This window comes from Novosphingobium piscinae (genome assembly GCF_014230355.1).
GTDB lineage: Bacteria > Pseudomonadota > Alphaproteobacteria > Sphingomonadales > Sphingomonadaceae > Novosphingobium > Novosphingobium piscinae.
In genome coordinates this window covers 212,963-224,311 of the sequence record NZ_JACLAX010000002.1, presented here as the reverse complement: position 1 = coordinate 224,311, position 11,349 = coordinate 212,963, and the positions used below count along the sequence as shown (strand labels likewise).

The window sequence follows — 11,349 nt, the reverse complement described above, 5'->3', positions numbered from 1 at the left end:
ACGGGATGCGGGATGTGACGGGGCGGCCGCTGGCGCGCGATGCCATGGCCTATGTGCTCGCCGGAGGGCGCGGCAGCCGGCTCAAGGAGCTGACGGACAACCGGGCCAAGCCGGCGGTCTACTTCGGCGGAGTGAGCCGGATTGTCGACTTCGCGCTGTCGAACGCGATCAATTCGGGCATCCGCCGCATCGGCGTGGCCACGCAGTACAAGGCGCACTCGCTGATCCGCCACATGCAGCGCGCCTGGAACTTCATGCGCCCCGAACGCAACGAGAGCTTCGACATCCTCCCCGCCAGCCAGCGCATCTCCGAGCTGCACTGGTACGAGGGCACGGCCGATGCGGTGTTCCAGAACATCGACATCATCGAAAGCTATGCGCCGCGCTACATGGTCATCCTCGCAGGCGACCACATCTACAAGATGGACTACGAGCTGATGCTGCAGCAGCACGTCAACTCAGGGGCGGACGTGACGATCGGCTGCCTGGTCGTGCCCAAGAAGGATGCCACCGGCTTCGGCGTGATGGCGGTGGACAAGAGCAACGTCATCACCGCCTTCGTCGAGAAGCCGGCCGATCCGCCCACGATCCCCGGCGATCCGGCCCATGCGCTGGCCTCCATGGGGATCTACGTGTTCGAGACGAAGTTCCTGTTCGAACAGCTGCGCCGCGATGCCGAGGACCCGACCAGCACGCGCGATTTCGGCGGCGACATCATCCCCTACATCGTCAAGCACGGCAAGGCGGTGGCCCACCGCTTCACCGACAGCTGCATCCGCGCCGCCGAGGAGATCGAGGAGTACTGGCGCGATGTCGGCACGCTCGACGCCTATTTCGAGGCCAACCTCGACCTCACCGACACCGTGCCCAAGCTCAACATGTACGACCGCGACTGGCCGATCTGGACCGACCAGATCGTCGCCGCCCCGGCCAAGTTCGTGCACGATGAGGATGGCCGGCGCGGCCAGGCGATCTCGTCGCTGATCAGCCAGGACTGCATCGTCTCCGGCGCGCTGGCCAAGCGCTCGCTCCTGTTCACCGGGGTCAAGATGGGGTCCTGGTCCAGCGTGGATGAAGCGGTGATCCTGCCCTACTGCAACATCGGCCGCGGGGCCCGCCTCTCGCGCGTGATCCTCGACACCGGGGTGCGCATTCCGGAGGGACTGGTGGTGGGCGAGGACCCGGTGCTCGACGCGCAGCGCTTCCGCCGCACCGAAAGCGGGGTCTGCCTGATCAACAAGGCGATGATCAAGCGGCTGGAAGGATGAGCCTTCAGGTCCTCTCGGTTGCCTCGGAGGCGGTGCCCTGGGTCAAGACCGGGGGCCTCGCCGACGTGGCCGGGGCGCTGCCTGCCGCGCTCGCCCCGCATGGCGTGGCGATGACCGCGATGATCCCCGGCTACCGTGACGTGCTGGGCCGGCTGGGCAAGCGGCCGCGCACCGCGCACAAGTGGCCCGACCTGTTCGGCGGGCCGGCGCGGCTGCTGGCGAAGGACGGCATGCTGGTGCTCGACGCGCCTCACCTGTTCGACCGTCCCGGCCGGCCCTACGGCGATGATGCCGGGCACGACTGGCCCGACAACTGGCGCCGCTTCGCCGCCTTTGCCCGCGCCGCCGCCGATGTCGCCGGGGGCGCGGCCAAGGGGCTGCGCTTCGATCTGCTCCACGCCCATGACTGGCAGGCCGGCCTGGCCCCGGCCTACCTGCGCTTCGCCCCGGTGCGGCCCGGCGCGGCGCCGGTCGCTTCGGTGATGACGATCCACAACATGGCCTTCCAGGGCTATTTCCCGGCCGAGATTTTCCCGCAGCTCGGGTTGCCGAAGCAGGCCTGGGCCATGGACGGGGTGGAGTACCACGGCGGCGTCGGCCTGCTGAAGGCGGGGCTGGAGAGCGCCAGCGCGATCACCACCGTCAGCCCGACCTACGCGCGCGAGATCCGCCAGCCCGATTTCGGCATGGGCCTGGATGGACTGATCCGCAGCCGCGCGGCCCAGGTCCACGGGATCGTCAACGGGATCGACACGGCCGAGTGGGACCCGGCGCGCGATCCCGCGCTGGTCCAGCGCTTCGATGCCGCCAGCCTGGCCGGCCGCGCCGCCAACCGCGCCGCCCTCGAGGCGGAGTTCGGCCTCGCCGCGAGCGAGGGCCCGCTGTTCATCGTGGTGAGCCGCCTGACCTGGCAGAAGGGCATGGACGTGCTGCTCGAGGCGCTCGACCACCTCGTCTGGCTGGGGGGCCGCCTGGCCCTGCTGGGCACGGGCGACGCCGCGCTGGAGGCCGGCTTCCACGCCGCCGCGGCGCGCCATCCCGGCCGGATCGGGGTGCGGATCGGCTACGACGAGGCGCTCTCGCACCGGATGCAGGCCGGCGGCGATGCGATCCTTGTCCCGAGCCGGTTCGAACCCTGCGGGCTGACCCAGCTCTATGGCCTGCGCTATGGCTGCGTGCCGGTGGTCGCGCGCACCGGGGGCCTGGCCGACACGGTGATCGATGCCAATGTCGCCGCGCTCGCGATCGGCGCCGCCACGGGCATCCAGTTCGACGGGATCACCGTGCCGGCGCTCAAGGGCGCGCTCGACCGCGCGCTGGCGCTGTGGCACGCCCCCGAAGACTGGCAGGCCGTGCAGCGCGCCGGCATGGCGCAGGACTTCTCGTGGCACCGTAGCGCCGGCGCCTATGCCGCCCTCTATCGCCGGATCCTGGGATGACCACCTTCCGCGTCCGCGCCCCCGAGGCCGCGCAGCTCACCCTGTGCCTGTTCGACGGCGTGACCGAGAGCCAGCTGGCAATGGAGCGCGACGGACCGGACTGGGTGCGCGACGTGCCCGCCGCCGGCCCCGGCACCCGCTACGGCCTGCGCGCCGATGGGCCCTATGCCCCGGCCGAGGGGCTGTGGTTCGATCCCGCCAAGCTGCTGGTCGATCCGCGCGCGGTCGCGCTCGACCAGCGCTTCCGCTACGATCCGCGGCTGGGCGAACGCGGGGTCGATACGGCGGCGCTGGTGCCCAAGGCCGTGGTCACCGGCCCGCTCCCGGTGCTCCCCGCCGCCCCGCCGGTCTTCACGCGCGGCGGGCTGGTCTACGAGATCAATGTCCGCGCCTTCACCATGCTCCACCCGGATGTGCCGGAGGGCCTGCGCGGGACCGTGGCCGCGCTGGCCCATCCGGCGGTGCTGGCCCATCTGCGCAAGCTGCAGGTCGGCGCGGTGGAGCTGATGCCCATCGTCGCGTGGATCGACGAGCGCCATCTGCCCCCGCTCGGCCTGACCAATGGCTGGGGCTACAATCCGGTCGTGCCGATGGCGCTCGATCCCGGCCTGTGCCCCGGCGGCGTCGCCGAACTGCGCGAGACCGTGGCCGCGCTCCACGCCGCCGGGATCGGCGTGATCCTCGATCTGGTGTTCAACCACACCGGCGAGAGCGACGCCCAGGGCCCGACGCTCAGCTTCCGCGGGCTCGACAACCGCGGCACCTATGCGCACGACGCGAAGGGCGCGCTGGTCAACGATACCGGCTGCGGCAACACGCTCGATTGCGGCCAGCCGCAGCTGCGCGCCCTCGTGCTCGATACGCTGCGCCACTTCGTCCGGCACTGCGGCATCGACGGTTTCCGCTTCGATCTCGCCCCGGTCCTGGCGCGCGGCCCCGGGTTCAACCGGCAGGCCCCGATCTTCACCGAGCTCGCGGCCGACCCGGAGCTGGCGGATCGCGTGCTGATCGCCGAGCCGTGGGACATTGGCCCCGGAGGCTACCAGCTGGGCGCGTTTCCCGCCAACTGGCTCGAATGGAACGACCGCTACCGCGACGATGTTCGGCGCTTCTGGCGCGGCGATCCGGAGGTCACCGTGGGCTTGCTGGCAACGCGCCTCGCCGGATCATCGGACCTGTTTGGTCCGGCCGACCCCGCGCACGGCTGCCGCAGCGTCAATTTCCTGGCGGCCCACGACGGCATGACCCTGGCTGACTGCGTAACCTACGCCGCGCGGCGCAACTGGGCCAACGGCGAGGACAACCGCGACGGCCACGGCGGCGAGCCGCTGTGGAACAATGGCCAGGACGGCCCGAGCGACGATCCCGCCGTGCAAGGCCGTCGCGCCGCCGCCGTGCGGGCCATGCTGGGGACCCTGTTCGCCTCGACCGGAACGATCATGCTCACCGCCGGGGACGAGTTCGGCCGCACCCAGCAGGGCAACAACAATGCCTATTGCCAGGACAATCCGCTGACCTGGCTGGACTGGCAGGGCCGTGACCGTGCGCTCGAGGACCATGTCGCGGCCCTCGCCGCCTGGCGCGCCGCACGCCTCGCCTGCTTCACCGCCTTCCCGCGCGAGGGCGCCTGGCTGGGACCGGGGGGCGAGCCGATGACCATCGCGGAATGGGAAAGCGCGGCAACCTCCGGCCTGACCTACCGCTCGCTCGACCCGGAGCGGCGTTATGCGGTGAAGATCGACCGGGCTGCCGGGCAGGTGGAGCTCAGGGACTAGGCCCTTGCGCCCCGCCACGAACCGCGCCTCAGCGCGACGCAGGTTCGGCGGTGGCGGGCTCTTCAGCGGCGGCGGACGGGGCTTCGGCTGGGCCGGGCGCGGACCGGGCGGATGCGCGGCGCTCGGCGCGGTACTGGCGGATCAGTGCGCGGATCTCGGCCTGATCCTCGGGCGGGAGCCGGCGCAGCTGCTCGCGCAGCCGTTTCTGGCGGGCTGGCGGCAGCTGGCGATAATCGCGGATCAGTTCGGCCAGGTCGGGCGGGGTCGGGGCCTCGCCGCGCGCCTCCTGCCGCTGGGCGCGGCGCTCGAGATAGCGCGCGACCCGGGGCGCGGTCTGCGGGTTGGCCTGCAGGCGCGACAGGACCGGCGCGATCCGCTCGGGCGCGGTGGCCGGCGGCAGGACGGGAGGCGTGGCCGCCGCCAGCGGCGCGGCACTGTCGACCGCGATCGGCACGGCGGCGCGCGGCGCGGCGGGGCGGGTGCGGGTGACCGGGGCCAGCGCTGCAGCCACCACCGCCTGGACCTGCCGCTGTGCGACCGGCCCGAACACGCCCTGTTCGGCCGCCGCTGCGGTGACCATGGCCGTGCCGGACAGGATCAGGGCCGCGCGAACCACCGGCCGCCCCCAGCGCCCCCCACGCCGGCGCGGGGCCGGCAGCGGCGGCAGGGAAGGCTGGGACGGCTGGGCCTCGCCGTCGACGGCGGACATCACCCGGTCGACCCAGTCGACCGAGGGACCGGATACGCGGTAGGCGTCCAGCACGGCGCGCTCCTCGGCGGTAAAGCCGTCACGGGGATCAGTCATGGCCCGGATCGTCCTCGTCCCATCCGTCGCGCCGCAGCCCGGCCAGCTCCTGCCGCAATGCGGCCCGGGCACGGAACAACAGCGATTCGAAGCCCTTGATCGTCATGTCCAGCATGTCGGCCGCGGTGGCATTGGGCAGCTCCTCGTAATAGGTCAGCACGATTGCGGCGCGCTGCCGGTCGGGCAGGCGGGCGATCGCCCGCTGGGCCGCGTCGGCGGTCTGGCCAAGCGCGATCTGGCTGTCGGCGCCCGGCACGGTATCGGCAAGGTCCTCCGGCAACGCGGCGGCATCCCCGCGGCGGGCGCGCTGGCGCAGCCGGTCAAGGCACAGGTTGGTCGCCACCGACTGCAACCAGCCGGGCAGCGAGCGGATCTCGGTCACGCGATCGGCCAGACGCCACAGGCGCAGCAGCGCCTCCTGGGCCACGTCCTCGGCATCGACCGGACTGCCGAGCAGGCGGGCCGCGATCCGGTGGGGCACGGCGCCGTACCGCTCGACCACCGTCCGGAACGCCGCGGCATCGCGCCGGGCGATCCGCGCCAACAGCGCAGCCTCGTCGGCGCCGGCGGGAGCGGGCGGACGCGGTCTGGAACCGGAGACGAACTGACGGATCAAACGGATATCCTGCGGGGGCGGAGCGCCGGTGGCTGGGCCTGCATCATTCCCAACCGCCGGCGATCCTACAAGCCGTGGTCAGAACCCGCGCGCCCGGCCCATGCCGCTGACGCTGCCGCGACCGGCCACCGCGCCGCGCCCGGTAAAGGTGCCCCGGCCGATCGCCACGCCGCGGCCCGACACGGTGCCCGTCCCGCGCTGACGCTGGATCGATCCATCGGCGCCGCGGTAGATCACCATGCCGGTGCCGCTCACCGTGCCGCGGCCGACGCCGATCCCGCGCCCGCTCGCCTCGCCGGTACCGATTGCTCCACCGCGCCCCTCGGCCGTTCCCTCGGCCGCCGCCGCCACCCCCGGAGCGAAGCTCGCCATGGCTGCCAGACCCAGCACCAGCGTGGACATCGTGATCGCCTTCATCGTCGTCTCCTGATCTGTCGCGTGCCCCATCGGCGGTGCACACTGTCTTTGACGACGCCGCCGCGCCAACCCTTCGCGCGAGATGAAATTTTTCTGGGGTTCCCCGCATGGGGTCCGGAGAGCTGGCCCCACGGCAACCGGCCCGCCGCGCGGTTGCGCGACGGGCCGGCCGTTCCTCCCCAGGAACAGGTGCCGCTCAGCGCCCGGCGGCGCTGCCAAGACGGTGATAGAGATTCGAGAACTTGATCGAATCCGGCACGTCCTCGTGCGCGCGCAGATAGAACAGCACGGCTTCGCGGATCAGCTTGAAATCCTCGGTGGACAGGACCGCACGGGCCCGGGTCGGTTCACTCATGGTCCTTCTCCTTTGCTGGTCCCCTCCCCCGCGACCCTGGGGGAGGGGTTCGCGGCTCACGCCGCGAACTGGTTCCCCGCTGCCGTCAGGCAGCAAACTGGTTCATCGTGTTGTGGGCGCCGCCGGCCTTGAGCGCGGCCTCGCCGGCGAAGTATTCCTTGTGGTCGTCGCCGATGTCGGAACCGGCCATGTTCTGGTGCTTCACGCAAGCGATGCCCTGGCGGATCTCCTCGCGCTGCACGCCCTTGACGTAGCCGAGCATGCCCTGGTCGCCGAAGTAGGTCTTGGCGAGGTTGTCGGTGCTGAGCGCGGCGGTGTGATAGGTCGGCAGGGTGATGAGGTGGTGGAAGATGCCCGCCTCACGCGCCGAGTCCGCCTGGAAGGTGCGGATCCGCTCGTCGGCCTCGCCAGCCAGTTCGGTGCCGTCGTAGTCCACGCTCATCAGCCGCGCCCGGTCATAGGCCGACACGTCACGGCCAGCCTCGGCCCAGGCATCGAACACCTGCTGGCGGAAGTTCAGTGTCCAGTTGAAGCTGGGCGAGTTGTTGTAGACCAGCTTGGCGTTCGGGATCACCTCGCGGATGCGGCGGACCATGCCACCGATCTGGCCGATGTGCGGCTTCTCGGTTTCGATCCACAGCAGGTCGGCGCCGTTCTGGAGCGCGTGGATGCAGTCGAGCACGCAGCGGTCCTCGCCGGTTCCGGGGCGGAACTGGTAGAGATTGCTGGGCAGGCGCTTGGGCCGCAGCAGCTTGCCGTCGCGGCTGATGATCACATCGCCGTGGCCGATCGCGGTCAGGTCGACCTCGTCGCAATCGAGGAAGGCATTGTACTGATCGCCGATATCGCCGGGCTCGCGGACATAGGCGATCTGCTTGGTCAGCCCGGCGCCGAGCGAGTCGGTGCGCGCCACGATCACGCCATCGTCCACGCCCAGTTCCATGAAGGCATAGCGCACCGCGCGGATCTTCGCGATGAAGTCCTCGTGCGGCACGGTCACCTTGCCATCCTGGTGGCCGCACTGCTTCTCGTCCGAGACCTGGTTCTCGATCTGGATGCAGCAGGCGCCGGCCTCGATGAACTTCTTGGCGAGCAGATAGGTCGCCTCGGCATTGCCGAAGCCGGCGTCGATATCGGCAACGATCGGCACGACATGGGTCTGGAAGGCATCGATCTTGCCCATCAGGCGGTGCTGGTTGACCGCATCGCCCGCCGCCCGGGCGGCGTCGAGCTCGCGGAACAGCATGCCCAGCTCACGGGCATCGGCCTGGCGCAGGAAGGTGTAGAGCTCCTCGATCAGGGCCGGCACCGAGGTCTTCTCGTGCATCGACTGGTCGGGCAGCGGGCCGAACTCGCTGCGCAGCGCCGCCACCATCCAGCCCGAGAGGTAGAGGTAGCGCCGCTTGGTCGACCCGAAGTGCTTCTTGATCGCGATCAGCTTCTGCTGACCGATGAATCCGTGCCAGCAGCCCAGCGACTGGGTGTAGAGCGAAGGATCGGCGTCATAGGCCGCCATGTCCTCGCGCATGATCTTCGCGGTGTAGCGCGCGATGTCGAGCCCGGTCTTGAACCGGTTCTGCAGCCGCATCCGGGCGACGCTCTCGGCCTCGATGCCGCTCCAGGTCGGAGCGTTCGGGGTGATCGCGCTGCGCGCCTCGGCAATGGTCTGGGAGTAGGTCACGGATCGAATTCCTTGTCGGGGGTCTGTGGCGACGAGGTCCGGCTACGCCTCCTGTCTCCTCCCGAACAGGCCGGTTTCCGTGCGTTTGTCGAACTTTACAGCTATTCTTTGTAAAGCTGTGTTGATCCGTACAACTTTACATCCTAGGGTTGTGCAGTCGTTAACCACACCGGCCGCATTGTCTGCCCATGAGCCAGTCCCGCCCCCTCTATCTTGGCCCCCGGCTGCGCCGCCTGCGCCGCGAACTCGGCCTGACCCAGCAGGGCATGGCCGAAGATCTGGCGATCTCGGCCAGCTACATCGCCCTGCTCGAGCGCAACCAGCGTCCGGTGACCGCCGAGCTGCTGCTCAGGCTGGCCAAGTCCTACCAGCTCGAGATCGCCGACCTCGCCAGCGAGGACGCCGACGACTACGCCCGGCGTATCGCCGAGGTCATGCGCGATCCCCTGCTGGAGGGGATCGACCTGCCCGCGCTCGAGATCGCCGATCTCGCCACCTCGTTTCCCGGCGTGGCCGAGGCGATCCTGCGGCTGCACGGCGCCTACGCGCGCGAACAGCAGGTGCTGGCCGACCGCCGGTTGGGCGCCGCGGCCAGCGAACCCGGTACGCCCGATCCGGTGCGCGCGGTGCAGGAGTTCTTCTCCGCCAATCGCAACCACTTTCCCACGCTCGATGTCCGGGCCGAGGAACTGGCCGCAGAGATTGCCGAGCACGGTGCCGCGGCCGAATGGCTGCGCAAGCGCAAGGGCGTGCGGGTGCGCTTCATGCCGCCCGAGGTCATGGTCGAATCGGTGCGCCGCTACGACCGCCACAACGACCAGGTGCTGATCGACGATTCGCTCGACACCTCGGCCCGCAAGTTCCAGCTGGCGCTGCATATCGCCTGGACCACCATGCGCGACGAGATCGTCCAGCTGGCCCGGGCCGCCGACCTGCCCGACAAGTCCGCCGTGGCCCTCGCCCGCCGCAACCTTGCCGCCTATGCCGCCGCCGCACTGGTCATGCCCTATGACCGCTTCATCAAGGCGGCGGAGAGCCGGGGCTACGATGTCGCCGCGCTGGGCGGTGTGTTCGGGATGAGTTTCGAGCAGGTGGCCCATCGCCTGACCACGCTGGCCCGGCCCGGCCACGAGGGCGTGCCCTTCTTCATGGTCCGGCTCGATGCGGCCGGCAATGTCTCCAAGCTGCTCGACGGCGCGGGCTTTCCCTATGCGCCGCATGGCGGATCATGCCCGCTGTGGCGGGTGCACGACACCTTCCGCACCCCGGGGCAGATCGTCACCCAGTGGCTCGAACTGCCCGATACCCGCCGCTTCTTCACCATCGCCCGGACTGTCGGGGGCGAGCCGCGCCACTTCGGCGCTCCGGCCGCCGTGCGCTCGGTGGCGCTGGTCTGCGCGGCGGAGCACGCGGGGCGGCTGGCCTATGCGCGCGGGGCCGATCCGGCCACGGCGGAGGCCACCCCGATCGGCGTGAACTGCCGGCTCTGCCAGCGCGCCGACTGCGAGGCCCGCGCCGTCCCGCCGATCGGCCGCGAACTGCTCGCGGACGACCAGCGCCGCGGCATCGCGCCGTTCATGTTCGCGGATCGGTAGGGGGTTCGGCCGTTGCCGGTCCCACATCGCTCAAACGTCATGCTGGAACACGTTCAGCATGACGAAGTCGAGTTCGGCAGCGCTCCAAAGCTGATGAAAAGGGCTCGCCCTTGCGGACGAGCCCTCCCAATTGCCCAGGAAGATCAGGTCAGCGCAGCGATACCACGTTGTCCGACATGCGCGGATCGCGCCGGTCGCCGCGGTACTGGCTGGCCATCGGCTCGTCAGCGGCAAGCACGATCTCGCCCTCGCCGAAGCCGTTGAAGCGGGTCTTCATCGCCGCGCCATAGGCCCCCAGCATGCCGATCTCGATATAGTCGCCCGCGGCAATGTCGGCCGGCAGCAGGAACGGGCCCTTCATGAAGTCCCCGTCGTCGCAGGTCGGGCCATAGAACGCGAACTCGGCCTCGCCCCCCGCGCGATCGGCGTTCAGGCACTTCACCGGGAAGCGCCAGGCGATGTGCGCGGCGTCGAACAGCGTGCCATAGGCACCGTCGTTGATGTAAAGTTCGTCGCCGCGGCGCTTCTCGACCTTGACCACCACCGAATTGTACTCGGCGCAGAGCGCACGGCCGGGCTCGCACCACAGCTCGGACGAATAGGACACCGGCAGCGATTCGGCCGCGCGATGGATCGCGCCGAAGTAATCCTCCAGCGGCGGCGGCTCCATGCCCGGGTAGATCGACGGGAACCCACCGCCGACATCGACGATGTCGATGGTGACCGCTGCGTCCACGATCGCGGCGCGCACGCGCTCCAGCGCCTGGACATAGGCGAAGGGGGTCATCGCCTGGCTGCCGACGTGGAAGCAGATGCCCAGGCTGTCGGCCACCTGGCGGGTCGCCTGCAGCAGCGGGCCGGCATCGGCCAGATCGATCCCGAACTTGGACGCCAGGCTCAGCTCGGAGTATTCCGAGGACACGCGCAGACGCACGCACAGCGCCAGATCGGTCGCCGCTTCGCCCGCGTCATCCGCAGTGGCGGCGACGATCTTGTCGAGCTCTTCCTGGGTGTCGAGGCTGAAGGTGCGCACGCCGTGGACCTTGTAGGCCTCGGCAATGGCGCTGGCCGTCTTGACCGGGTGCATGAAGCACAGGGTCGCCTCGGGCAGGACGCTGCGGACCAGGCGCACCTCGGCAATCGAGGCAACGTCGTAATGCGTCACCCCGTTGTCCCACAGGACCTTGAGCAGGTCCGGCGAGGGATTGGCCTTGACCGCGTAAAGCGATTTGCCCGGGAACGCTTCGACGAAGAAGCGGGCAGCACGCGCCGCGGCCTGCGGACGGTTCACGATAACGGGTTCGTCGGGCGCGAGCGCGCGGACTACAGCCGATGCGTCAGGATAGCTGTGCAACTCAAGGGACCCCCAATAGGCCTTGCGGCCAGGTAACAACACAA

At 70.0% G+C, this 11,349-nt stretch carries 10 protein-coding genes; 4 read left to right on the top strand and 6 right to left on the bottom strand.

Going from position 1 to position 11,349, the window contains the following annotated elements:
* The first annotated feature begins 5 nt into the window (after positions 1–5).
* The 3 genes from glgC to glgX are packed head-to-tail and all read left to right on the top strand — an operon-like array spanning position 6 to position 4,482.
* Positions 6–1,268 (top strand): glucose-1-phosphate adenylyltransferase, encoded by a 1,263-nt coding sequence (gene glgC / locus H7F53_RS02935; RefSeq protein ID WP_185677984.1) that lies wholly within the window; start codon positions 6–8, stop codon positions 1,266–1,268.
* A complete protein-coding gene (gene glgA / locus H7F53_RS02930) occupies positions 1,265–2,707 on the top strand; it encodes a glycogen synthase GlgA (RefSeq protein WP_185677983.1) in 1,443 nt (480 codons plus the stop codon). The genes glgC and glgA overlap by 4 nt, the downstream gene beginning before the upstream one ends.
* Positions 2,704–4,482, top strand: coding sequence for a glycogen debranching protein GlgX (gene glgX, locus H7F53_RS02925; protein WP_185677982.1), 1,779 nt, complete (start codon positions 2,704–2,706; stop codon positions 4,480–4,482). The genes glgA and glgX overlap by 4 nt, the downstream gene beginning before the upstream one ends.
* A gap of 28 nt (positions 4,483–4,510) precedes the next feature.
* Here the strand turns inward: glgX and H7F53_RS02920 are convergent, their stop codons facing one another.
* The 5 genes from H7F53_RS02920 to H7F53_RS02900 form a co-directional block, all read right to left on the bottom strand.
* Positions 4,511–5,287, bottom strand: a complete 777-nt coding sequence (locus H7F53_RS02920; protein ID WP_185677981.1) for a hypothetical protein — start codon at positions 5,285–5,287, stop codon at positions 4,511–4,513.
* The gene (locus tag H7F53_RS02915; protein ID WP_185677980.1) at positions 5,280–5,903 is read right to left on the bottom strand and encodes an RNA polymerase sigma factor; all 624 of its coding nucleotides are present in this window, start codon (positions 5,901–5,903) and stop codon (positions 5,280–5,282) included. The genes H7F53_RS02920 and H7F53_RS02915 overlap by 8 nt, the downstream gene beginning before the upstream one ends.
* 78 nt (positions 5,904–5,981) lie before the next feature.
* A complete protein-coding gene (locus H7F53_RS02910) occupies positions 5,982–6,320 on the bottom strand; it encodes a hypothetical protein (protein ID WP_185677979.1) in 339 nt (112 codons plus the stop codon).
* Positions 6,321–6,516: 196 nt separating this feature from the next.
* Positions 6,517–6,675 (bottom strand): hypothetical protein, encoded by a 159-nt coding sequence (locus tag H7F53_RS02905; protein ID WP_185677978.1) that lies wholly within the window; start codon positions 6,673–6,675, stop codon positions 6,517–6,519.
* A gap of 85 nt (positions 6,676–6,760) precedes the next feature.
* Positions 6,761–8,356, bottom strand: a complete 1,596-nt coding sequence (locus tag H7F53_RS02900) for an isocitrate lyase (RefSeq protein WP_185677977.1) — start codon at positions 8,354–8,356, stop codon at positions 6,761–6,763.
* A 188-nt stretch (positions 8,357–8,544) separates the two neighbouring features.
* On the opposite strand from H7F53_RS02900, the gene H7F53_RS02895 reads away from it, so the two are divergent.
* Positions 8,545–9,951, top strand: a complete 1,407-nt coding sequence (locus tag H7F53_RS02895) for a helix-turn-helix domain-containing protein (protein ID WP_185677976.1) — start codon at positions 8,545–8,547, stop codon at positions 9,949–9,951.
* Positions 9,952–10,099: 148 nt separating this feature from the next.
* On the opposite strand, the gene H7F53_RS02890 is transcribed toward H7F53_RS02895, so the two are convergent.
* Positions 10,100–11,305, bottom strand: coding sequence for a type III PLP-dependent enzyme domain-containing protein (locus H7F53_RS02890; protein WP_185677975.1), 1,206 nt, complete (start codon positions 11,303–11,305; stop codon positions 10,100–10,102).
* Positions 11,306–11,349 lie beyond the last annotated feature (44 nt).